Annotated in this window: 24 protein-coding genes and 1 pseudogene; 16 read left to right on the forward strand and 9 right to left on the reverse strand. The window is 64.6% G+C overall.

Going from position 1 to position 22459, the window contains the following annotated elements; all coding sequences use genetic code 11:
* Nucleotides 1–10 precede the first annotated feature (10 nt).
* The 6 genes from EIP85_RS11095 to EIP85_RS11120 are packed head-to-tail and all read left to right on the forward strand — an operon-like array spanning nt 11 to nt 6765.
* Nucleotides 11–1171, forward strand: coding sequence for a CpaE/TadZ family protein (locus EIP85_RS11095; RefSeq protein ID WP_127902254.1), 1161 nt, complete (start codon nt 11–13; stop codon nt 1169–1171).
* Nucleotides 1168–2703 carry a TadA family conjugal transfer-associated ATPase gene (locus tag EIP85_RS11100; RefSeq protein WP_127902255.1) on the forward strand — a complete coding sequence of 512 codons (1536 nt, stop codon included), beginning with the start codon at nt 1168–1170 and terminating at the stop codon, nt 2701–2703. The genes EIP85_RS11095 and EIP85_RS11100 overlap by 4 nt, the downstream gene beginning before the upstream one ends.
* A 1-nt stretch (nt 2704) precedes the next feature.
* The gene (locus EIP85_RS11105) at nt 2705–3658 is read left to right on the forward strand and encodes a type II secretion system F family protein (RefSeq protein WP_127902256.1); all 954 of its coding nucleotides are present in this window, start codon (nt 2705–2707) and stop codon (nt 3656–3658) included.
* Nucleotides 3659–4600 (forward strand): type II secretion system F family protein, encoded by a 942-nt coding sequence (locus tag EIP85_RS11110; protein WP_127902257.1) that lies wholly within the window; start codon nt 3659–3661, stop codon nt 4598–4600. It begins immediately after the preceding gene.
* Between the two features lie 10 nt (nt 4601–4610).
* The gene (locus tag EIP85_RS11115) at nt 4611–5036 is read left to right on the forward strand and encodes a TadE/TadG family type IV pilus assembly protein (RefSeq protein WP_164871706.1); all 426 of its coding nucleotides are present in this window, start codon (nt 4611–4613) and stop codon (nt 5034–5036) included.
* On the forward strand, nt 5026–6765 hold the full coding sequence (locus EIP85_RS11120) for a TadG family pilus assembly protein (RefSeq protein WP_127902259.1): 1740 nt from the start codon (nt 5026–5028) through the stop codon (nt 6763–6765). Before EIP85_RS11115 ends, EIP85_RS11120 begins: the two co-directional genes overlap by 11 nt.
* On the opposite strand, the gene EIP85_RS11125 is transcribed toward EIP85_RS11120, so the two are convergent.
* Complete coding sequence (locus EIP85_RS11125; protein WP_241559971.1) at nt 6762–7562, reverse strand: tetratricopeptide repeat protein; 801 nt, start codon at nt 7560–7562, stop codon at nt 6762–6764. The two genes, EIP85_RS11120 and EIP85_RS11125, sit on opposite strands and share 4 nt — an antisense overlap.
* 369 nt (nt 7563–7931) lie before the next feature.
* On the opposite strand from EIP85_RS11125, the gene EIP85_RS11130 reads away from it, so the two are divergent.
* The 4 genes from EIP85_RS11130 (at nt 7932) to EIP85_RS11145 (ending at nt 10080) form a co-directional block, all read left to right on the forward strand.
* Nucleotides 7932–8513, forward strand: coding sequence for a hypothetical protein (locus tag EIP85_RS11130; RefSeq protein ID WP_127902261.1), 582 nt, complete (start codon nt 7932–7934; stop codon nt 8511–8513).
* Between the two features lie 65 nt (nt 8514–8578).
* Complete coding sequence (locus tag EIP85_RS11135; protein WP_127902262.1) at nt 8579–8956, forward strand: hypothetical protein; 378 nt, start codon at nt 8579–8581, stop codon at nt 8954–8956.
* A gap of 61 nt (nt 8957–9017) precedes the next feature.
* Nucleotides 9018–9290: a hypothetical protein gene (locus EIP85_RS11140; protein WP_127902263.1), complete on the forward strand. Its 273-nt coding sequence runs from the start codon at nt 9018–9020 to the stop codon at nt 9288–9290.
* Between the two features lie 145 nt (nt 9291–9435).
* The gene (locus tag EIP85_RS11145) at nt 9436–10080 is read left to right on the forward strand and encodes a 4-hydroxyphenylacetate 3-hydroxylase N-terminal domain-containing protein (protein ID WP_127902264.1); all 645 of its coding nucleotides are present in this window, start codon (nt 9436–9438) and stop codon (nt 10078–10080) included.
* Nucleotides 10081–10120: 40 nt separating this feature from the next.
* Here the strand turns inward: EIP85_RS11145 and EIP85_RS11150 are convergent, their stop codons facing one another.
* The 4 genes and pseudogenes from EIP85_RS11150 to EIP85_RS11165 all read right to left on the reverse strand — a co-directional run.
* A complete protein-coding gene (locus EIP85_RS11150; RefSeq protein WP_338325349.1) occupies nt 10121–10498 on the reverse strand; it encodes a LysR substrate-binding domain-containing protein in 378 nt (125 codons plus the stop codon).
* Nucleotides 10499–10531: 33 nt separating this feature from the next.
* Entirely contained in the window at nt 10532–10948 is a 417-nt protein-coding gene (locus tag EIP85_RS11155; protein WP_127902266.1) for a type II toxin-antitoxin system VapC family toxin, read from the reverse strand.
* Nucleotides 10948–11187: a type II toxin-antitoxin system VapB family antitoxin gene (locus EIP85_RS11160; RefSeq protein WP_127902267.1), complete on the reverse strand. Its 240-nt coding sequence runs from the start codon at nt 11185–11187 to the stop codon at nt 10948–10950. The genes EIP85_RS11155 and EIP85_RS11160 overlap by 1 nt, the downstream gene beginning before the upstream one ends.
* A gap of 120 nt (nt 11188–11307) precedes the next feature.
* Nucleotides 11308–11481 (reverse strand): annotated as a pseudogene (locus EIP85_RS11165) (IS5/IS1182 family transposase); the annotation flags it as partial.
* Nucleotides 11482–11498: 17 nt separating this feature from the next.
* Here EIP85_RS11165 and EIP85_RS11170 point away from each other — a divergent pair.
* The 3 genes from EIP85_RS11170 (at nt 11499) to EIP85_RS23450 (ending at nt 14096) form a co-directional block, all read left to right on the forward strand.
* Nucleotides 11499–11711 (forward strand): hypothetical protein, encoded by a 213-nt coding sequence (locus tag EIP85_RS11170; protein ID WP_127902268.1) that lies wholly within the window; start codon nt 11499–11501, stop codon nt 11709–11711.
* Between the two features lie 416 nt (nt 11712–12127).
* Complete coding sequence (locus EIP85_RS11175) at nt 12128–13051, forward strand: hypothetical protein (RefSeq protein WP_127902269.1); 924 nt, start codon at nt 12128–12130, stop codon at nt 13049–13051.
* Nucleotides 13052–13775: 724 nt separating this feature from the next.
* The gene (locus EIP85_RS23450; RefSeq protein ID WP_127902270.1) at nt 13776–14096 is read left to right on the forward strand and encodes a dihydrofolate reductase family protein; all 321 of its coding nucleotides are present in this window, start codon (nt 13776–13778) and stop codon (nt 14094–14096) included.
* 77 nt (nt 14097–14173) lie between these two features.
* Here EIP85_RS23450 and EIP85_RS11185 read toward each other — a convergent pair whose 3' ends face one another.
* Complete coding sequence (locus EIP85_RS11185; protein ID WP_127902271.1) at nt 14174–14614, reverse strand: hypothetical protein; 441 nt, start codon at nt 14612–14614, stop codon at nt 14174–14176.
* Between the two features lie 436 nt (nt 14615–15050).
* Nucleotides 15051–15956: a LysR family transcriptional regulator gene (locus EIP85_RS11190; protein ID WP_127902272.1), complete on the reverse strand. Its 906-nt coding sequence runs from the start codon at nt 15954–15956 to the stop codon at nt 15051–15053.
* A gap of 152 nt (nt 15957–16108) precedes the next feature.
* On the opposite strand from EIP85_RS11190, the gene EIP85_RS11195 reads away from it, so the two are divergent.
* The 3 genes from EIP85_RS11195 to dmdD all read left to right on the forward strand — a co-directional run bounded on the left by EIP85_RS11195 (nt 16109) and on the right by dmdD (nt 19708).
* Nucleotides 16109–17728: an AMP-binding protein gene (locus EIP85_RS11195; RefSeq protein WP_127902273.1), complete on the forward strand. Its 1620-nt coding sequence runs from the start codon at nt 16109–16111 to the stop codon at nt 17726–17728.
* On the forward strand, nt 17729–18829 hold the full coding sequence (locus tag EIP85_RS11200) for a dimethylsulfoniopropionate demethylase (RefSeq protein WP_127902274.1): 1101 nt from the start codon (nt 17729–17731) through the stop codon (nt 18827–18829).
* Nucleotides 18830–18901: 72 nt separating this feature from the next.
* Nucleotides 18902–19708 (forward strand): methylthioacryloyl-CoA hydratase, encoded by an 807-nt coding sequence (gene dmdD, locus EIP85_RS11205; protein WP_127902275.1) that lies wholly within the window; start codon nt 18902–18904, stop codon nt 19706–19708.
* Nucleotides 19709–19965: 257 nt separating this feature from the next.
* Here dmdD and EIP85_RS11210 read toward each other — a convergent pair whose 3' ends face one another.
* Nucleotides 19966–20202, reverse strand: a complete 237-nt coding sequence (locus tag EIP85_RS11210; protein WP_127902276.1) for a hypothetical protein — start codon at nt 20200–20202, stop codon at nt 19966–19968.
* Nucleotides 20203–20337: 135 nt separating this feature from the next.
* The gene (locus EIP85_RS11215) at nt 20338–22449 is read right to left on the reverse strand and encodes an ABC transporter permease (protein WP_127902277.1); all 2112 of its coding nucleotides are present in this window, start codon (nt 22447–22449) and stop codon (nt 20338–20340) included.
* Nucleotides 22450–22459 lie beyond the last annotated feature (10 nt).

A 22459-nucleotide genomic window follows, 5' to 3' on the forward strand; every position in this document is an offset into this window, starting at 1 on the left:
GGGGGGAGCGATGAACAAGATCGCCATGCCGGCCATGACGGCCTATCTCGAGACTCCCGCCGCAGAGGCGGCGCTGCGCGGGGTGGCGGAGCGGATGCCCTGGCCGGCCCTTGACATGCACAAGGGCGGCCTGGCGACTGCGGCACGGGTGGCCGGGCGCACCGGCGGCGCGCGCAGCATCATCGCCGAACTGGGCACGATGACGGGCGAGGGCGCGGAGGAGGCGTTGCGCGCGCTGGCGGAGGCTGAGGTCTCCGTCGTTCTTCTCGGCGAGCGGGACGACGTGGCGACCTATCGGCGGATGATCCAGGCCGGGGCGCGGGATTACCTCGTCCTGCCGGTCACGGCGCCGGAGCTGGCGGCGGCGCTGAACCGTCCCGTGGGCCAGCCATCGGATCCCGCGGCCAAGGGCCGGGTGATCGGCGTCACCTCGGTGCGCGGCGGCGGCGGGGCGAGTTTCGTGGCCGCCAACCTCGCCTGGATCGCGCAGGCGCGGATGCACCGGCAGGCGTTGTTGCTGGATCTCGACCTTGGCTTCGGAACGCAGGCGGTGGACTTTGACAGCGATCCGACGCCCGGGTTGATCGAAGCGCTGCTGGATCCCGAACGGGTGGACGATACCTACCTTGCCGCGACGCTGGCGACACCGGGGGATGGGCTGCGGCTCTATTCCGCGGAAGGACCGATGGGGCGGGACGTGGACGAACTGCTCGAGGGCGCGCCGGCGTTGATCGAGCGACTGAAGGCGCAGAGCGACGCCGTTCTCGTCGATCTGCCGCGTGAGGCTGCGCTGGCGCATCCCGAGATCGTGGCGGCGCTGGACGATCTCGTCATACTGCTTTCGCCCGGGCTGGCGGTCGCGCGCGGCTATACACGGCTCGCGCAGCGGCTTGCCAAATCGGCGCCGGAGGTGACGCTGCACCCGGTGCTGTCCCAGGTCCGGACCGACGCTGGCCTGACCCGCAAGGAACTGAGCGCCGCACTTGGCGAGAAGATCGAGCGGCTGATCCCGCAGCAATCCCGGGCGCTGGCGCGCGCGGCGATCGCGGGGCGGCCGCTAGCGGCGCGCGAGCCGCGCAACCCGGCGGTGCGGGAGGTGACGCGGCTGGCCGGGGATCTGCTCGGCGCGCCGCAGCGCGCGAAACGCGGCTGGTACGGGCTCGCGCGATGACCAGCGTGGCGCTGAAGCTGGAGACCAACCTCGCCCTTCAGGCCGAGCGGGTGGCCAGCCGCGTCGCCGGGACGCCGGAGCCCGCCGACCCCGTACATGCCGCAAGCGAAGGCATCGACTGGCTGATGCGGCAGGAGGGCGTGGCGCTCTCGCTCTCCGAGCAGAGGCAATTGCTGGATCTTGTGCTGGGCCTGCTGGAGAGCAGCGCGCCCGCAAGTGCAGTGCCGGCCGGGCGCGCGGCGGCAGCGGGCGGTTCGACCCGTTCCTCCCGGCTGATCGAGCTGAGTCAGACGGTGACGCCTGCCGTGCTCGAGGCCCTCGATTTCGGCGCGCTCGCCGCCATGGACGCCCGCGAGCAACGCGAGGAGATCCGCCGCATCGTCCGCGCAGCGAGCGTGGAGCAGCGGCTGGAGATCAACGGGCGCGAGCTCGTCGACCTGATTGATTACATCGCCGACGACCTTTTGGGCTACGGCCCGCTGGAGTCTCTCCTGGCCGATGACAGCATCGCCGAAATCATGGTGAACGGGGCCGAGGAGGTCTATGTCGAGCGCCTCGGCAAGATTGAGCTGACGGGTCTGCGCTTCCGCGACAATGCCCATGTGCTGAACGTCGCGGTGCGCATCGTTTCCGAGGCCGGGCGGCGGATCGACGAGACCCAGCCGCTCGTCGACGCGCGGCTGAAGGACGGGAGCCGCGTGAACGTCATCGTCCCGCCGCTGGCCATCGACGGGCCGGCGATCACCATCCGGAAATTCCCGGAAGAGGAGATCACGCTGCGCGACCTGGTCCGGCGCGGCACGCTCTCGATGCAGATGGCCTCGTTCCTGGAACTGGTCGGCAAGCTCCGGCTCAACGTCGTCATCTCCGGCGGCACCGGCGCGGGGAAGACGACACTTCTGAACGCGCTTTCGCAGGCGATTCCGCGAACCGAGCGCATCATCACCATCGAGGACGCGGCTGAGTTGCGCCTGCAACAGCCCCACGTCGTGCGCCTGGAGACGCGCCCGCCCAGCATCGAGGGCAAGGGCGAGGTCACCGTCCGCACGCTTTTGCGCAACGCGCTTCGGATGCGGCCCGACCGGATCATCATCGGCGAGGTCCGCAGCGAGGAGATCATCGAGCTTCTGCAGGCGATGAACACCGGCCATGACGGCTCGATGTCCACGCTTCACGCCAACACCCCGCGCGAGGCGCTGACGCGGATGGAGAACATGGTGGCGATGTCGGGGGTGCAGCTTTCCACCGATTTCGTGCGCGGGCAGCTGAAAGACGCAATCCAGCTGATCGTGCAGATCGCTCGGATGCAGGACGGGGTGCGGCGGGTGACCTCGATTTCGGAGCTTGTCGGGCTCGAAGGCGACAGCGTAACGATGCAGGAACTTTTCGCCTACCGGCAGGAGACCGTGAGCGAGACCAAGGGTGTCGTCGGGCGCTTCACCTTCGCCGGTGCTCGGCCGGCCTTCACGCGGCGCGCGCAGGAATACGGGCTGGTGGAGGCGCTCGAACAGGTCCTGGGGATGGGGGCTTAGGATGCTGGCGGCGCTGGTTGTCTTCCTGATGGCCTTCTTCGGCTTCTCGGCCCTGGGTCTTGGCCTTCTGATCCTTGCGGACCGGCAGATGCGCAAGCGCCGGGCGAGGCTGCGCCGCTATTCGTTGGTGCTCTCCGCCGAGCGGGTCGCGGCGGCTGTGCGGCGGGAGCGGTCGCAGTCGCGCCATGGCGCGCCGGGGCGGCGGTGGCTCACTGGGCTCGCGCGGGATCTGGAGCGGGCCGGGATCGGGGCCCGGCCGGAGGTGGTCGTGGCGGTCTTCGGCCTTGTCGCCCTTCCCCTGTCGTTCTGGGCCGCGCGCTTCACCGGAGCAGGGGCCGTCGCCGCGCCTGTGATTGGGCTGGCCGGCGGCTGGCTGATCCTGATCGGTGTAATCCGGGCCCGCGCCGAGTTCCGGGCGCAGGCCTTCACCGATGCGTTGCCCGACGCGCTCGACACGTTTGCCCGCGGGCTGCGCGCCGGGCGGCCGGTGGTGGATTCGATCCGCCTCGTGGCCGGGGCGGCTGAGGGCCGGGTGCAGCAGGAGTTCGAGCGCTGCTCGCGCGAGATCGGCGTCGGCATGTCGCTTGCCGCGGCGCTCGACGGGATCTCCCGCCGGGTCGGCACCGCGGAAGCGCGGTTTATCGCCATGGCGATCGGCTTGCAGGCGGAGACCGGTGGCAACCTTATCGAGACCTTCGACAACCTTGCCTCGCTGATCCGGGACCGGCGCAAATTACGGCGCAAGATCAGGGCCCTGGCGGCTGAAACGCGGGTGAGTGGCTGGATCCTGGGCACGCTACCGTTCGTTGTGGGCGGCGTGATCCTGTTTCTCAGCCCGCGCTACCTGCGCCCGCTGGTCACCGATCCGCGCGGCCATGCGATGCTGGGCTTCGCCGCGGCGAGCCTTCTTCTGGGCGTGCTCAGCATGCGGCGGCTGGGAAGGATCGAGATCTAGATGTCCCATGTCCTTATCGTCGCGCTCTCCGCCTTCGCGCTGCTGGTCGCCGCGCAGCTGGCGGTGGTTCAATGGGACGGGCAGCGCCGCCGGAGGCAACGGATCGCGCGTGCCTCGGGTGGGCCGGCGGCGGCGCCTGTGGCGGCGGGGCGGAAGCCCGGGCGTGCGCTGATCAGCGCGCTGCGCCGGATCTTGGTTCTGACGGCCGAGCGCGCGGCGATCCTGAGCGGCGCCGAAGCGGAGAAATCGGCGGTGCTGCTGACCTCCGCCGGATTTCGCAGCCGCGATGCGTTGCTGATCTATTCGTTTCTGAAGCTGGTGCTGCCGGTCGGGCTGGTGGTGCTCGCTACGCCCTGGCTCTGGTTCACCGGCATCGGGCGGGGGACGCCGGCGCTTTCGGCCCTGATCGTAATCTCTGCCGCTATCGCGATCTCAAAAGCGCCGGACTGGATCCTATCGGCGGTGGCGCGGCGGCGCGCCGATGCGATCCGCCGGTCCTTTCCGGACATGCTCGAGCTGCTGGTGGTCACCAGCGAATCCGGGCTGAGCCCGCTGGCCGCGATGCGCCGGGTGGCGAGCGAGCTGGACGACGGCGGCTCGGTCCTCGGCGCCGAGCTGCGTCAGCTGGTGGTGGAGCTGAACATGCTGGCCGAGCGCCGCACCGCTTACGCCAATTTCGAGGAGAGGGTGCCGCTGGCGGAAGTGACGCTTTTCGTGAACACGCTGGAGCAGGCGGACCGTTTCGGCACGTCCTTCGCCACCGCCATGCGCACACTGATGACGGATATGCGCGCGCATATTCTGCTGCGCGCCGAGGAGCGGGCGGCGCGGCTGCCGGCGATCCTGACGGTGCCGCTCATCCTCTTCATCATGCCGGTGCTGCTGATCATCCTGATCGGGCCCGCTGCGCTGGCGATCATTGACAATATCGTCAAGCAGTGACGGGGGCGGAGTGGACTGGATCGGCCGAAGCGGAAAGGCGATGCGGAGCGAGGCGGGCGCCGCGGCGCTGGAGTTCGTCCTCGTCGCGCCGCTTCTGCTGGCGCTGATTTTCGGGATCAGCGCCTTCGGCTATGCCTTCGCTCTGCAGAACAGCCTGCGCGAGCTTGCCGCCGGTGCGGCGCGGGCCACCGTCGCGGGGCTCAACACCACCGAGCGGCAATCGATCCTTCAGACCTACATGGAGCAGGCCTCCACCGAGTATGTCCTTCTGGAGGAGAGCCGGATCTCCTACGCGCCGACCTTCACCTCGGGGAGCAACGCGGCGCTTTCGCTCGACGTGGATTACAGCCTGAGCGGCTCGATCGTCGGGATCGCGTCATCCCTCCTCGGAATCTCGATAAGCCAGCTGAAGGGGAGCGCCTACCTTGTCTATTGACCGCGCGGCCAGGCATGTCCTGCGCTTCGCGCGGGACGAGGCCGGTGTGACGGCGGTTGTGGTGGGCCTGCTCCTCGTGGTGCTAATCGGATTTGCCGCGTTGGGGGTGGATGTCGCGTCGCTCTACGCCGACCAGCGGGGGCTGCAGGCGAAGGCCGACCTCGCCGCGGTGTCTGGCGCGGGGCATGTGCCGGATGCCACCGCAGCTGTGGACGCGACTGTGGCCGGGAACGGGCTGCCGTCAAGCGCGCTGACGGCACTCGATTACGGCACCTACCAACCGGATCCGTCGATTGCCATCGGCTCCCGCTTCACAGCCAGTGTGCAGAGCGACCCGAAGACCAATGCCGTGGCGGTGACGCTGCAGCAGAGTTCGCCCCTTTACTTCGCGCGGGTGCTGACCGGACGGTCTTCGATCACGCTCTCCGCCTCGGCCACAGCGACACGGCCGGCCTGGGCGGCCTTTTCGCTTGGCTCGCGGCTGGCGCAGCTCAATGCCGGGGCGCTCAACGGGCTCTTGACCGCCGCGCTTGGCACCAGCGTCAACCTGAGCCTGGCGGATTATCAGAGCCTCGCCTCGACCAACGTGAACCTGCTGAGTTTCTCGCAGGCGCTCGGGACGCGGGCGGGGCTGACGCTTGACGATTTCCAGAACCTCGAGAGCGGGCAGGTGACCTACAACCAGGTCGTCGGCGCGCTCTTGGACGTGGCGGGGGCGGGGAGCGCATCGGCGCCGCTGACGACACTGGTGAACATGACCGGCGCGGCCACGCTCGGCGCCTCTGACCTGATCGAGCCGGAGGGGGATGCGCTTCTCACCCAGGCGGGGGACGTGCTGCCCCAGGTCAACGTATCGGCGCTCGATATCCTTGCGGCGGCGGCGGACGTGGTCACGCGCGACCGGCAGGTGACGCTGTCGCTCGACGGCTCGCTTCCGGGGGTGACGAGCGTCTCGGCAAACCTTCTGGTGGGCGAGCCGGCGCTGCTGTCAGGCTGGGTGAGCCTGGGATCGCCCGGGGCCACGATCCACACCGCGCAGACCCGGCTTATGGTTTCCGCGCAACTTTCAGCCTCGCTCCTGTCGCTCGTCGGGGCGACCGTCGCCTCCATCCAGCTACCGATCTACATGGAGCTCGCCTCGGCCACGGCGACGCTTTCCTCGGTCAATTGTGCCGCAAGCCAGCCGGGGGACACCGCCGCCAGCTTCGCGACCGGCGTTGACGGGGTGGACGGTACGCATGTGGCGGACCTCTACATCGGCAGTTTCGACAGTTCGGTATTCACCAATACCGGGGCGCCGCTGACGGTCGATCAGCTCGGTTACGCCGATCTGCTGACGCTCTCGGTCCTCGGGGTCTCGGTGACGATCCAAGGCAAGTCCTTTGTCGCGGTGGGCGAGTCGACCTCCGACACCACCAGCTTCACCGTGACCGATATGCAGAACGGGACAGTGAAGACCGTGACCTCCGGTGATCTGCTGTCCTCGTCGATCGACACGCTGCTGGGCGACCTCAGCCTGCGGATCAGCCCGGCCACGCCTGTCGGTGCGCTAGTGGGCGCCGTCGTCAATCCGCTGCTCTCGAGCCTGCCCACAACGATGGTCGGTTCGCTGGCGGGCACGCTCGACACCGCGATCGATGCGCTTATGCAGGACCTCGGCCTTGGGGTTGGGCAGGCGGATCTGAAGCTTTATGCCACGGGCTGCGGCCCGGTCCGGCTGGTCCGCTAGCCGAAGACCAGCGCGCCAATTGGCTTGCCCTCTGCCATCAGCCGCCGCAGCGAGTGGTAGACGGCGATGTTGTGTTTGATCTCTGCTGCGGAAAAATCTGTCTTGAGCGTCGCCCGCGCATCAGTGTCGCGTCCGGCAAGGCCATAGGCCAGCGCAAGGTTGCCGCGCACGTGCTTGGCCGCGGTCGGGTCGCGGATCAGGTCCTGCAGGATGCGGATGCCGCGCTCCTGCTGCCCGGTGACGACGAGCGACAGGGCGTAGTCGCTGAGCAGGATGTAATTCGTCGGGTAGATCGCGAGCGCGCGCTTGTAGACCGCCTGCGCCGCACGGTGCTGCGAGGCGTAATCCAGCGCCACCGCCTTGCCCGTGAAGGCCGAGACGTTGCGCGGTGACTCGTTAAGCGCACGGTTGAAATAGGCAATGGCGCCCGCGGAGTCATGCTCTGCCAGCCGGATCCGGCCGAGTTGGTTCAAGATGTCGACATTGCCGGGGTCGAGCTTCAGACCGCGCTTGAGTGCATCCTCGGCCCGCAGTGTCTGGCCGAGCGATCCGTAGCTTTCGCCCGCGCCCAGAAGTGCGGCGACTGAGTTCGGATCGGTGGCGAGGACCTGTTCGAAGAGCTTCGCGGCCTCGGTGTAATTACCGGCATCCTCGTTGGCGCGGGCGAGCTGCAGCGTGGCGGAGCGTGTGCCGTCCGTCCCGCCGCCTGCGCCCTGAAGCATGGGCATGGAGCAGGCGCCGAGGGTGAGGGCGAGCGTTGCGGGCAGCGCCGCACGGAAAATCGGAAAACTGGGCATGTGCGGGTCCTTCTGTCCGTCGTGTCCAGCCAATAGATTCATGCCGCAATTTGCAACATCGCACATGAGTTGTGGACCACAACTTCGGTAAGTTGTTCTGTGTTCTGTGGCTTTGCTGATTCGGGGCGGGTACCGGTAGTCCTTTGGGCGCGATGGGCGGCATTAGTCTCAAAGGGTGAGGCGGGACGAAGCAGAAGGGGCCAAAATCAATCCGCAAATCCGGCCTCCTACCTTGGTACGAGGTCGCGACTTTAGCCCTCCCGTCGGATGGCGCGGTCATCCGCAATCCGGCACAACCCCGGTTAGACGCGACTTCTGAGGTCATTCGGGCCTGCGGGATGTGTGTTTGGGGTGGGCAGGAGAGACACAATGAATCTTATGGAACGTATGGAATTCAGCGGCGTCGATGGGGCCGGTGAATACGCGATCCCTACCCATTTCCGAAAGCGCACGGACGTCCCCGTCTTCCGCTCCCGTCGGTATCCGGCAAACGCGGCTCGACCGGCGGAGTCGCGGCTCTGGTCTGACCTACCGGCGATCCCGGACGAGTTGAAGGGCTGCGACCTGCACATTCTCGGGGATGTCGATGGTCAGATCCTCGGCTGCGCAAGTGTCATTCAGGCAATTGCAGCCAATGTGTCCTTCGATGTCAACGTGCCGCGAGGCCTGTCGCAAATCTCCATCGATGCCACACGCAAGCAATTCGTGACGGTTCAAGTAGATAACCGCCGCATAATGGGTCAAACCATCGATCTTCTGATGAATTTCCGTCGTCGCAACCCGTTCGTCGTTGTGATTGCAGGCTCGCGGTATTTCGTGGAGGATGACATGACCCAGGAACGCTTCGCGATCTCGGATGCCTCGCTGCGGACGCCGAGCACGCCGGAGGCCATGGTTGCAGTCTTCAAGGCGGCCCAAGAAAACAACAAGCGGATGCTGCATATCTCCTAAGGGTCTTTCAGGAAACTCCGCCTGGGATTCTCGGGGATTGTCGAGCATCGCTTGAGGCGGAGATTATGCAGCTCAGACGTGGAATGAAGGTGCTACGAGCTCTTCTTCTGTCGGCTTGCGTCGCGGGGACATATATCCCCGCGGCGCATGCTGCCAACGGAAATGAGGCGATTGCACTGGCGCAGCCGGTCATCGGAGCGTTGAAGAAGCATGGCTATACGATCGTCAGCGTGAATACGACCTGGCTCAACCGGGTACTTATTCGGGCGACGAATGAATATGTGCTTCGAGAGATCGTCGTAAGCCCGGCCACAGGCGATATTCTGCGTGACGCTATCGTGCGTCACCCGCAGCCATTGCCGAAGTCCAAGCCTGACTCGCGGACCTTCATTCCGCTGCCATCGATTACGCCGTCGAAATCCGGTGACGGCAGAACCAAGTGATTTTGTGTTGTGGGGGCGCTCAGGGATTCAGTTACTTGGACTTCGATGGCCCTATGTTGTGTTGCTCATCCTAGTCTTGCTGATCCAGGCCGCGGGCGGCCCTTTCTTCGTCTTCAGTCTTGTCGCCGACGTCTTCCTGATCCGGGTGCCGTTCATCCCCTGGGAATTCTACGAGGTGCTGCAGATTCTGGCGAGCCTCGGGCTTCTCTCCGGCGTGCTGTGCAGCGTCCTTATGCTCGCCCTCGTTGCCCGGCGCCCGCGCCGGATCGAGGATCAGATCTCCGCCGTCGCCGGTGAATTCCAGAGGCATGTGGAACGCCAGTTCAAGGCTTGAGGCCTGACGTGTTGGTCTGGATTCCATATTTTCGACATGTCTCTTGCTTCGGCTAAGCCTAATCAATGCTGACAAAGGAATTTCTTTTTCACTAATCCAGGATGCGCCAGGCTGTTCTTCGACACGAACCTCGGGGGTGCGTCCAATGATCCGCACAGGCGCAGAATACATGGAGTCCGTCCGCGATCGGCGGGAGGTCTACATCAATGGCGAGCGGGTCAAGGACGGTACCAGCCATCCGATGTTCCGTCCGCTGGTCGAGATCCGCGCCACAATCTATGACATGCAACACGATCTCGAGACTCGCGGAATCATGACTGTCCAGCAGGACGGTGTACCGGTAGCGGTGGGCAACGCTCTTCCCTTCAGCCAGGCAGAGTGGTGGCCCAAACGCCGGGCGACGGACATGGTGATGGACCGGATCGGCGGCGGCGTCACGTGCGTGGGCGACGAGACGGTCGGAGAGATGTGGTCGCTGCTCGATGCGACCGAGGCGTTGGCGGCAATCGACCCGAACTTTGCGCCCAACATCCGCGCTCATGTTGATTTCCGCAGTCGTCGCATTTGCGCACCGCCCCATGAGGACGACGGCGGGGCCTTCGCGCGATGCCGTGAAGGCCCTTTCCTATGTGCCAAAACAGCGAAAGCTTTCCGACCGAAGACATCAATGAAATGGCCGCGGCTCGCGTGTCAAGGTGAGAAGGCCTGGACCAGCGCGTCGAACACTGCGGCGACCCGGGGGACGGCGCGCAGGTTCTCGTGTGTGACCCTCAGATGTCAAACTTGGTGAGAGTGACGTTGGGCAGAACGCGCTGAAGGGCAGGGTCCCGCTATCCAATCGGGACTTGCACCGGCGCGATACCGACTCCGGCGCGCGCGGCCGCGACCTGGGCGGGGTGACTATCGGTTGCGAGCGCGAACCTCTCGCGGGCGAAACTGGGGCCGAGCGGCTCGGCTAGGGCCAGGTCAGCGCGGCCACGGTCGGACCCGATCAGGTCATGATCCGCGAGGTCCTCAATCGTGGCCGGGTTGCCGCGCCGGTCCAGGTAGTCCAAAGCGGCGTAGAGGCCGATCGCGACAGGACTGACCTTCTTGGCGACCAGCGCGCCCTGCCGCGGCGCGACCATACGTAGGGCCACATCTGCTTCCTGACTCAACAGGTTGGCGGGCTCGCTGCATAATTGTGTCCGCTCGAGGGGCGTAGCCAACTTCCGGAATAATTTGCGACGGAACCCCCGGATCTACCCCAGATCAGTTTGCGCGAAGTCTTCACCCTTGTAGAGCAGCGGTATCCCCGACGCCTTCGCTGCGGCGTAGCTCATGCAGTCGCCCATGTTCAGCTTGGCCGGGTGGCCAGCAACCTTCCCGTAGGTTGCTGCGGTCTCAATCGCCATGCGGCCGATCTTCGCCGTTACCATGATCTCACTACACCCAAGAATCTCCAGCAGCGTATCAAACCGTTCCTCCGCAAGGCGAAGATCCTCCGGCGCGATAGCCCGGCCTTCGGCCCGGCTTCGCGCAAGAGAGACCACAACCTCGTACCGCGCGATCGGCGTTGTCACTGGCTTGCGCCTGTGCTCCGTCAGGCGCAGCAGCAGATCGCCCGCCTCCGCCTCTCCCAGCAGCATCGCCATGAAGGCCGAGCTATCGATAAACATCAAATGCCCCCCGACAACTCGTCCATGAACGCCTTTTCATCCGGTAGACGCCTGAAGCCGTCTGCCTTTACCTGCGCCTGTAGGCGGGCGATTTTCTCAGGCAGGCTCTCGCGGGCGGACAGCGCTTCCAACTGCAGCAGCAGGGCACGGCGCACCGCCTCGGTCTTGTCAACGTGAAGATCCTGGGCAACCCTCGCGGCCAATGCCGCAACGTCTTCGTTCTTGATGTAGAGCGCCATCGTATATCCTGTCTGGTATATGCGATATATACGTCCTTACATATACTTGGGCAAGAGGCGTATCGTAGCGATGTTACGCAAGTCGGCGTTGGGGCTGAGTAGGCCCCTTCCCATAGTCGTTCAGGCGATGGCTTCGATTTCCGCCGTGCCAAGGGCGGAGAAGGCTTTCATAATGCCGATGAGGATCTGGATTTTGGCGGTCTGTCGATCGGGGTTTCGTGACATGATCCGCTCGCCGAAAAGCTTCAGGCAATTCATCTGGGCCTCGACCCGACTTCGGACGTGATAGCCTGCCATTCCAGTTTCCTGAGTTGTGGGTCCTCGACCGCGCCAGCGGCGAGGAGGCGCGGGTCCATGTCCCACAGATCAATTCCTACCAGAACGAGGTCTGCGCATTCGCCCGCCACGTCCGTGGCGTCGAGCCGCACAATCCGGTCGATGTCCAGAGCGCGATCCTCGATCTCAAGGTGATCCGCGCGATCCACGACCGCCTCGAAACCCGCCAGCCGATACAGGTTTGGTAAGGCAAGAGCGGCGAGAACCCAGCTAACGGGACTGCAGCTCGCGAGGGCTCCGGATTCTTCGCCGCGAAGATGAGTTCGACCAGGTTCATCCACGATGCGCTGGTAGGCGTGAAGGGCAGCTTGAGGCTCGGGTTCTTCTCGAGCTAAGCCGTCACCTCTGCCGTCCTGTGGGTCGCATAGTCCTCGAGCACGATGTGAACGTTGCGTGACCTTAAAACAGCTGGGTAGATACGTCGCAGGAAGGCCAGGAACTCCGGCATCCGGAAGAGTCTGCGACTGACCCCTTGTGCCCTTATTGTATCTGCCGGATATTTGTCTCGCAATCATCCCGTGTACTAGGTGTGCTAGTTGCTGTAGACACGCATAAGTTGTCTTGGCTGTGCATTTGCTTGGTATGAACGCGAGGATAATGCTTGATGGCGGAACTGTTTATCCACCTTGGTCACGGCAAGACCGGCACCACGTATATCCAAAACGCCTTGGCATTGAGTGCTGACCGCCTCTTCGACGCAGGCATTGCATATCCACTGCCGCCGGCGCAACGCGCGCGCATCGAGCGCAATCATGCTCGCATCAACTCCGGCAACGGCGGTGGCCTACTGAGCCGCTATGGCAAGGGAGTGAGTATCAACATCCCGGACGCCGAAAAGGTCTTGTTTTCCAGTGAGAGCCTGTTCCATGAGATCGGTGACGAGCGCGGCGCATCGGCCTCGATGGAGCGGCTACGCCGCGACTTCTCTGCGATCCATGCCCTGCTCTTCGTCCGCGATCCGGTAGACTTTGCCGTTTCAGCCTATCAGCAGGAGGTGAAGCGGCATGGTTATACTGGCAGCGTCGACGCTTATCTGGAGAGCAACGACTACATCAGCGGCCTCGCGACCACACTGGGACAATTGAGCCGCTACCCGGGGCTGCGGCTCACAGTATACAACTACTCTCGCCGAAAACATGAATTGCTGTTCCTCTTTGAGAACTGGCTTGGCATCGAACCCAGCTTTCTCACCCGTCCGAAGCACCCGGTGGTGAATCGGAGCCTAACCGAAAGAGAACTGCGCGTGCAGCGGGCGATGAACCGCCTACTGGGTCAATCCGGGAATCTCTTTGCGGACTGGGTCTGCCAACTCTTTCCGAACCGCGCCGCTGCGCATCTGCGCCCTTGCGCCGCGGTCGAGCGGGCCTTCTGGGAACGGAACCGTAATGCGCTGGATCGAGTGAACGGGCTATTGCCGCCCGAGGCCCGCTTCGTTCCCATGCTGAGCAGCACTGCCGCCGAGAATGGGCCAATGCTGGCAGCACGTGACTGTCCGTCGTCAGATGGTTTGGGCTCCAGACTTTGGTAACGGGGTTGTCCCGGTCAAGCCATTTCGCACACAAGGCGCCGGGCGCTGAGGTGCGGCTTTCGCATCAGCTTTGTTTGATCCGTCATTGTACGGCCGCTGCCTTCGTCTGAGATCGCCCCGGGTACATGCTTCGGTCCGTGGTCACCGCAATGGCTGCCAACATGATGCTGGTTTACACCGGGCCACATCGTTCAGATTGATGCCCGCTTCGGCAGACCATTTTCATAAAGGGCTCGTCTGCTGGAGGCCCCCCAAGCTGGCGGGCTGCTGCCGGGACTGAACATTTAGGCACCCGGCGATGCTGCCGCACGTCCCAGGGCAAGGCAAGCTTGCCGCGCTCTACAATCTTCCTGGCGAAGCGGATCTGCTTTCCGGTGGGGTGCAGAGGCGGTGGATCGTGCACGTTAGCCTCGAGCACAAGCTCTGAGGCGTCCATGGTGAACCCAAGAAAATGACGCCTTGAGAAACCATAGCACGACTCAGACAGAAGTGGTACCGTATGTTGTGACCAGCCTGAGTGAATACGCTATATCTGGAGCGAAATTGTCAAGACAGGAGGACGCAATGCACGATCAGTTCTGCGAATGGTGTGGAGGGCGACGGGGAGCCGACCTGGGCATGGCCTGCCCCAATTGCGGAGAATTCCCGGCACCACCACTTCCCTTGGCGGGGCGGTCCACTACGGCCACATTCCACAGCCGGCGGCCACAACTCGTACTTCCCAATGGTACGGACGTCGCGGCGATCCGACGCGCTACGGCCCAGACCTTTCGCGCAGCCTCGTAAGGCCGAGGGAAAGGACGTCCGGATCGGCGGTGGCGCCAGTGTCGTGACGGGCTTTCTCAAGGCCGGGCTCATTGACTGTCTCCACGTGGCCATCGCGCCGATCTTTTTGGGCTGCGGCTTCCGTCCCTTGGAGGGCCTGCGAGGGCTGGGAAGCGGTTATGCGTCGAAGTCAGAGATAGCGGAAAGTGGCACCGTCCATCTTGCTTTTCGCCGATGGCGCCTGGTTCAAAGCAGGCGACACGTGATCGGCGCAATTTGATCGGCGGCGAATATGCGCCCGCCTAACGGAAGTTCAACGGCGAGGCAGGCCTCGTTGGAGCACTGACGCTCGTGTCTTTACTCGCGCGGTGTTACGTTTTTCATCCAGGCCTGTAAGAGCAGCCTGACCTGTTCGCTGGTGAACTTGTAGCCTTGCCGATCAGACACGCGCTCTACCGAAACGGGATATTTGGGCCGCCGCGGGTCAATGCCAGTGATCCGGAAGACGTCGCGCCCGGTGGTGAATTCCCGCCCGAAGTCGTCGGGCGATAGCCCATACGCCTCAGCCAGCGCCTCGAAGATGAGCTGTTCCGGATCCAATGTGCTCCCATCAGGGGGCGGGATGGATATCCTTACGGCGATTTCAAACCCCCAGCGAAGGTCCATGTCGCTCAGGCCCTTATCTTCGACGGCCAAGCCATGCTTTGCCGCGACCTCACGGCACGCTTGGAGCATTTCGAGCTGGACGCGCTGACAAAGGCCGGGTGTCAAATTTCGGGGTGGGCTCTTTTTTGACATGACTTGGTTCGCTCCTGAAGGTGCCTATCTTAAACCCGAACCAACACGCTATGCGCTCGCGCAGGGCTTCGCGGCAGAACGGCGGTCGAGGGGTAAACGGCTCTGTTTCTCCGGGGGGCCGCCGCCCCGAGCGTGCTTGCATCGCCCTATTCTGGCCGAAAGTTGTCTCGGCGCTCAGGCAGGTCGATCATTATTGCTACCATTGGAATGGCCACTCCATCGATCGTGTGCGTCGGACCAAGTGCCACCGGGCCATCTTTGATATTACGGCGTGAGTCGGAACGGCCGGACTGTGTGGGGTTAGGACGGGACCGGCAACTGCGGGTGTCCCTTCCTGGCGGATGTAATCCTGTTCGTGGTCCTATTCTACGTCCGTTGCACGAACCTCCTTTCGTGATCTCCATCAGAAAACCTGCATTTAGGGTTTCGATCGGGTTCAACCCGTTGCGTCGAGGGATCCGAGCATCGCTGCCCCGACCTGCGCATCAAAGAACCCCGGCCTGGCCACAAGCCAGTATCCGGCCTCCGACGCAACGCTGTGCTCGGACACCCGGACAAGGCTCCCGGCGGTCAGCAGATCCTGAATGACGGCGGTCCAGCCCAGCGTGACCCCGGCCCCGGTGAGTGCCATGTGGAGGGCAAGGCCATGATCGTTGACAGTTATCCGGGGACCATCAAGTCCTACCTGTTCGGGCGTGAGACGCAGCCAGTCATCCCAGCTGAGCCAGCGACGTTCTGGATCCTCCTGCTCAATGATGACAGCATCGGCCGGCAACCCGCCTTTCCCTGAAGCCCTTATCCCGTCCGCGACCGCTGGCGCGGCAACCGGACACACCTCTTCCTTGAGCAGCAACCGCGCTTCGAGACCCGGCCACCGCCCGGCGCCAAACAGGATCCAGCAGTCGGCCTTTTCGCGCAGGAGATCGGCGTCCTTGACGAGTGTGATGATCCGCGGGGCCGTCCCGAGTTTTTGCGAGAGCTGGGCGAGGCGCGGGGTAAGCCAATGAGTTGCGACCCCTGGGTAGGTCGCGATCGTCGTGACCGGTCTGGCCTGTGTCCTGAGACGGCGAGAGACGGAGCGCAGAGAGTCGAAGGAGCGGGAGACGGCCTCGAACAGAATTTCCCCGGCCGCAGTGGGCGCGAGGCGGCCCTGACGCCGGTCGAAGAGCTTTACGCCAAGCTCGTCCTCAAGGGTCTTGATCTGGTAACTGATCGCCGGTTGCTGAACGTTCAGAGCGCGTGCCGCGTCGGTGAAGCTGTTGAATTGGCAGACCGCTTCGAACGCTTGAAGGCCCTTGAGACTGGGGAGATCGTTAGCCATCGAATTTTTCAATCCAGTCATGTTTCTTTTCAGGATACTAAGACTCGAGGAAACAAAATAGAGGCGAGAAAATCGGGCCCGTTCAGGCGGCCCGAAGTGCCCCGGACCTCGCTTGTGCCCGGCCCCCGGGCGTCTTGCCGCCTTGGCGGTTTCGGCTCCTGGGGAGGAGAGTGGTGAACGAAGACTTCGAGCGTCTGGGGAGGACCCCCGCGAACTACGTGCCCCTGTCTCCAGTTTCCTTCCTTAACCGGGCGGAGGCACTTTACGCGGACCGGCCCGCCGTCATCTACGGCGACCTGCGGCGCAGCTGGCTCGCCTTTGGCCAGCGGGCGCGGGGCATCGCCGCCGGCCTTGGGGCTATAGGGGTCGGTAAGGGCGATACCGTTTCGGTGCTTTGCCCGAATATTCCCGAACTCTTCGAGCTGCATTTTGCGGTTCCGCTCGCCGGCGCGGTCCTGAATACGATCAACACCCGGCTCGAGCCGGAGACAATCGCCTATATCCTCAATCACGCCGACAGCCGGCTGGTGATCGTGGACCGGGAGCTGATCCCGTTGCTCCGCGCCGCCTTCGATCGTCTTGGGCGAAACGTGCCGGTGGTGGAGGTCAGCGACCCTGCCGCGCCGTCGGATGAAACGCTCGGCGGGACGGATTTCGAGGACCTCGCCGCCTCCCGCCCGCTCGAGGCCAGCTCGGGCATGCCGCATGACGAATGGCAGGCCATCGCGCTCAACTACACCTCTGGGACGTCGGGGCGGCCGAAGGGCGTGGTCTATCATCACCGCGGGGCCTATCTGATGGCGCTTGGCACGGTGGCGGCCTGGCAGATGCCGCATCATCCCGTCTACCTCTCGGTCGTGCCGATGTTCCATTGCAATGGCTGGGGCCACCCGTGGCTGCTGGCGCTGGTCGGGGGAACCAAGGTCTTCATCCGCCAGCCCGCCCCGCCGAAGATCCTTTCGGCGATCCGCGAGCATGGAGTGACCCATTTCGGGGCCGCCCCGATCATCCTGCAGATGCTGGCAGAGACCGAGGGGGCCGTTCCGTTCGACCCGCCGATCCGTGTGCTGACCGCCGGCGCCCCGCCACCACCTTCGGTGCTGGAGAAGACCCGGCGGATGGGCCTTGACGTGATGCAGGTCTATGGCCTGACCGAGACCTACGGCCATATCTCGCAATGCCTTTGGCAGGAGGACTGGAACGACCTGCCGCAAGATGAGCAGGCACGGCGGCAGGCCCAGCAGGGGATCGCCTTTCCGATGGTCGAGGAGGTGGCGGTGCTGGACAGCGGGACCGGCCAGCCGGTGCCGCGCGACGGCCGGACACAGGGCGAGATCGCCGTCCGAGGCAATACTGTGATGACGGGCTATTACAAGGATGCGGCCGCGACCGAAGCGGCGTTTCGTGACGGCTGGTTCTGGTCGGGCGATGCCGCCGTCGTCCAGCCGGACGGCTATATCCAGATCACGGACCGGCTGAAGGATGTCATCATCTCGGGAGGGGAGAATATCTCCTCGGTCGAGGTTGAGGCCGTGCTCTATCGCCATCCGGCGGTCCAGGCGGCGGCCGTAGTCGCGATGCCCGATCCGAAATGGGGCGAGGTGCCCTGCGCCTTCGTCGAACTGCGCGCGGGCACAGCCCCGGATCCTGCCGAGATCATCGCTTTCTCCCGCGACCATCTTGCCGGTTTCAAGGCCCCGAAGCGCGTCGTGTTCGGCGAGCTGCCTAAGACCTCCACAGGAAAGATCCAGAAGTTCCTTCTTCGTGAAACCGCCAAGACATTGGGTGCCTGAATGCCGATGATCTCCCCCTCCCGCCGCCTGCGCCGGACACCGTTCTCCGCCGGGGTCGAAGCCGCCGGGGTCAAGGGTTATACCGTCTACAACCACATGCTGCTGCCGACGGTCTTCCACTCGATCGAGGAGGACTACCGCCACTTGAAGGCGGCGGTGCAGGTCTGGGATGTCGCCTGCGAGCGCCAGGTGGAGCTGCGCGGGCCGGATGCCGGTCGATTGATGCAGATGCTGACCCCGCGCGACCTTCGGGGGATGCTGCCAGGCCAGTGCTATTACATGCCGACGGTGGATGAGACCGGCGGCATGCTGAACGACCCGGTGGCAGTGAAGCTGGCCGAGGACCGCTACTGGGTCTCTATCGCCGACAGCGATCTGCTCTTCTGGGTCAAGGGCCTGGCCTATGCCTGGCACCTCGACGTGATTGTCGACGAACCTGATGTCTCGCCGCTCGCTCTTCAGGGGCCGAAGGCGGACGATCTGGCGGCGCGGGTCTTCGGCGATGCCGTCCGGGATCTGCGCTTCTTCCGCTACGGGTTCTTCGATTTCGACGGGTCTCAGATGCTGGTGGCGCGCTCCGGCTATTCCAAGCAGGGCGGCTTTGAGATCTACGTGGAAGGGGCGGAGCGCGGCATGCCGCTCTGGAACGCGCTGATGGAGGCGGGCCGCGATCTCGATGTCCGCGCGGGCTGTCCGAACCTGATCGAGCGGATCGAGGGCGGGTTGCTGAGCTACGGCAACGACATGACGCGGGACAACACGCCGCACGAATGCGGGCTCGGTCGGTTCTGCTCGACCCAGACGGCGATCGGTTGCGTCGGCCGGGACGCGCTTCTGCGGGTCGCGAAGGACGGGCCGACCCGGCAGATCCGCCCCATCTGCATCGACGGCGATCTGCCGCCCTGCCTCGAGGCCTGGCCGGTGACGGATGGCGCGAAGCGGGTCGGACAAGTCACTTCCGCGGCGAGCAGCCCCGATTTCGGGATCAACGTCGCAATCGGCATGCTTCGGATGACCCATTGGGAAGCCGGGACGGCCCTCACGGTGCACACCTCGGATGGGCCCCGAAACGCGGTCGTGCAGGAAGAGTTCTGGCTTTGAGCAGATGACCGGACCGGCCTCCGGCCCGCGCCGGGCCCGGTCGGTGCAGTCGAAAAGAAGGAAGACGATAGAATGCCTGCCGACATCGCCCGTCTCGACCTCGCCAACATCGCGCTGGAGCTGCAGCAGGACGGCGTCCTCGTCGCCACGCTGAACCGCCCGGCCAAGCGCAATGCGCTCGACGCGGCGACGGTGGAGGAGATGGTGCGCCTCTTCGACACCGCGCCCCGCGCCGGGGTCCGCGCCATCGTCCTCGCCGCCGCGGGGGATCATTTCTGCGCCGGGCTGGATCTCGTGGAACATCACCGCGAGGACCGCAGCCCCGCCGATTTCATGCATATCTGCCTGCGCTGGCACGAGGCGTTCAACAAGATGGAATACGGCGGCGTCCCCGTCATCGCCGCGCTGAAGGGCGCCGTGGTCGGCGGCGGGCTGGAGCTTGCCTCCGCCGCCCATATCCGCATCGCCGACGCCACGACCTATTTCGCCCTGCCCGAGGGCCAGCGCGGCCTCTTCACCGGCGGTGGTGCGACGATCCGGGTCGCCGATCTCGTCGGCAAGGCGCGGATGATCGACATGATGCTCACCGGACGCGTCTACCAGGGCCAGGAGGCGATCGACATCGGGCTGGCGCAATACCTCACCGAGGGCTCGAGTTTCGACAAGGCGATGGAGCTGGCCCACCGCGCCGCCGCGAACCTGCCGCTCACCAATTTCGCCATCTGCTCGGCGATCAGCCACATGCAGAACATGTCCGCGCTCGATGCCGCCTATGCCGAGGCCGTCGTCGCCGGCGTCGTCAACACCCAGCCCGCCGCGCGCGAACGGCTCGAGGCCTTCGCCAACAAGACCGCCGCAAGGGTGCGACCGCAGGGCTGAGGGCGCGCCGCTAAACGCTCGGTGCTGCATTGGTCTCGCCCAGAGCGCATCGCCTCGGGTACGTCGAAATCCCCTGGAATCAGCGTCATCAGGTCGCCCAAGTCATGAACGTTCAGATAGACAACTATGTCGGCGCCGAGATGTTCGAGATGCCCCGTTGAACCTTCTGTCCGATGTGTAGCAGCCTGCCTTGCCCCGTCGACGTAGGGCTGGCCCGTGTAGCACGTATCCCGAGAGGATCGAGCTGATCGGTTGTCTTAGAGGACGGCCGTCAGACTATCGAGTTCGGCGTCGAGATCGCTGAAGAGAAACTCGGCGTTGATGTGATCGTGGACGGAACCATCTGCGAAACGAACCTGGAAATGCCAGTCCGGCTGGCCGCCAGCGTCGCTCTCCACATCAAGGCCTAGAATCCGGAAGGGTTGGCCGTTGTAACGCTGAAGGGGCCCGCCGTCGATGAAGAAGCGGTCCCGGAGTTTGCAGAACTGGGTCATGGCTTGGTCCTTCAAGGGGGTGTGAGAGGCGCATCTGTGCGTCTCGTGCATCGCGTGGTTGTTTGGAGGGTGGTCTCAAACATCGGAAACCTGGACGCTAACATCAACCAGTAGCCGGGCCGGGTGGCCGGGCATTCACTCGTATCTGAGCGCCTCGATTGGATCGAGGCGGGCGGCCTTCTGGGCTGGGTAGTAGCCGAAGAAAACTCCGATCGTGGCAGAAAACGCGAAACCGCCGGCTACCGCCAGGGGGGAGACTGGGGCCGGCCAACCGGCGAAGTGGGAGAGCGTCAGAGAGGCGACGATGCCCATTACGACACCGGCCCCACCGCCGATCACCGATAGCAGCACGGCTTCGGCGAGGAACTGCAAGAGCACCTGTACCCGGCGCGCGCCGATCGCCATGCGCAGCCCGATCTCGCGTGTGCGGGCAGTGACCGAGACTAGTAGGATGTTCATGATGCCGATGCCCCCCACCACGAGCGAGATCGAGGCAACCGCGGCGAGTAGCAGCGCCAGCACCTCGCTTGAGCCCTGCGCCGCGGCGGCGATCTGGCTGAGGTTGCGGATCGAGAAGTCGGCCGGCTGACCTGGCAGGATGTGATGCCGTGTCGCCAGCGTCGCCTTCGCCTGGTCCAAGGCGGCCTGTACCTGGCCGGGGCCGGTCGCCTGCACGTATATCTGGTTCACGTAGCCGAGCAGCCGCGAGGGCAGTCCATAGGGGTTGGGCGTAGTTGGGTATATCCAGCCGATCGGTACCTGTGCCGAGTTCGGTGTGGCGGCGCCGAGCACGCGGCGCTGCGCGGTGGAATAGGGGATCATTACGACGTCATCCTGGTCTTGACCGAAGCCGGTCTGCCCCTTTGCGTCCAGAAGGCCTATAACCTCCATCGTTGTACCCTTCACCTGGATATGGGCGCCCACCGGGTTCTCAGTCGGCGGGAAGAGTTGGGCATAGACGGTTTGGCCGATCAGAGCCGCCGTCGCGGCGTCGGCCATGTCCGCCTGGGTGAAGCCGCGGCCCTCCGCAACGGTCCAGTTGGTGGCTGCCGGGTAGTCGAGGCTCACCCCCTGGATCTGGGTTTGCCAGTTCTGGTCGGCGTAGATCACTTGGCCGGACTGCCGGATCAGGTAGCTGACCGAGGCGACGGCGGGGTCCTCGGCGCGGATGGCATCGGCATCGGCGGCAGTGAGGGTGGAAGCGCTGCCAAACCCCGCTCTGGCTCCGCCCGATGTGGTGGTGCCGGGCTGCACGACGAGAAGGTTCGTGCCGAGGCTCGCAATCCGCTTGGCCACGGCCTCAGAGGCACCCTGTCCAACGGCAACCATCGTAATGAGCGCGGCCACCCCGATGAAGATGCCGAGCATTGTCAGGAAGGACCGCGCGCTGTTGCGCAAGATCGACTGCATAGCAACAGTGAAGATCATGGCGGCAAAGGCCCAAGGGCTTTGGATAGCGGCGGCCTCTGACGCGAAACCGCCCGGAAGAGGCGCCCCGCGCGCCAACTTCGTGTTTGATTCCCGGGATGTGTCGGAAATCACCATACCATCCCGCATCGTGATGGTGCGGTCGGCGAAGGTGGCTATGTCTGGCTCGTGCGTCACCACGACCACGGTCACCCCGTTCTCGCGATTTAACCGCGCTAGCGTTTCCATGATTTCGGTGGAGTTCTTCGTGTCGAGATTGCCCGTCGGCTCGTCGGCGAGTAGCAGCCCCGGTTGGTTAATGAGCGCACGCGCGATAGCGACGCGCTGCTGCTGGCCGCCCGATAGCTGGCCCGGCGAATTCGCCTCGCGCTCCGCAAGCCCGACAAGATTTAACGCTGCTCGTGCGCTTGCCTGCCGGCCGGCGCGACCTGCGGCTGTGCTGCCGCCGTATATTAGCGGCAATGCCACGTTCTCCAACGCCGAGGTTCGCGGCAGCAGGTTGAAGCTCTGGAACACGAAGCCCAGGCGACGGCGGCGGATCTCGGCCAGCGCCCCTTCCGACAGCCGAGATACATCGAGTCCCTCGAAGCGGTAGCGGCCGGAGGTCGGACGGTCGAGGCAGCCCAGGATCGCCATCAGTGTCGATTTGCCGGACCCGGACGCCCCCATGATGGCGACGAATTCGCCCTGCCGGATCGTCAGCGTCACGCCGCGTAGGGCGTGCACCTCGGTATCGCCCATTCGGTAGGTGCGGGTGAGATCCTCCACCTCGATAGCGGCCGGCGCGTCAATCACGGAATAGGAGGCGGGCGCGGTCATGGCACTGTCC

Origin of the sequence: Solirhodobacter olei (assembly GCF_004010155.1) — a bacterium.
GTDB classification, from domain to species: domain Bacteria; phylum Pseudomonadota; class Alphaproteobacteria; order Rhodobacterales; family Rhodobacteraceae; genus Solirhodobacter; species Solirhodobacter olei.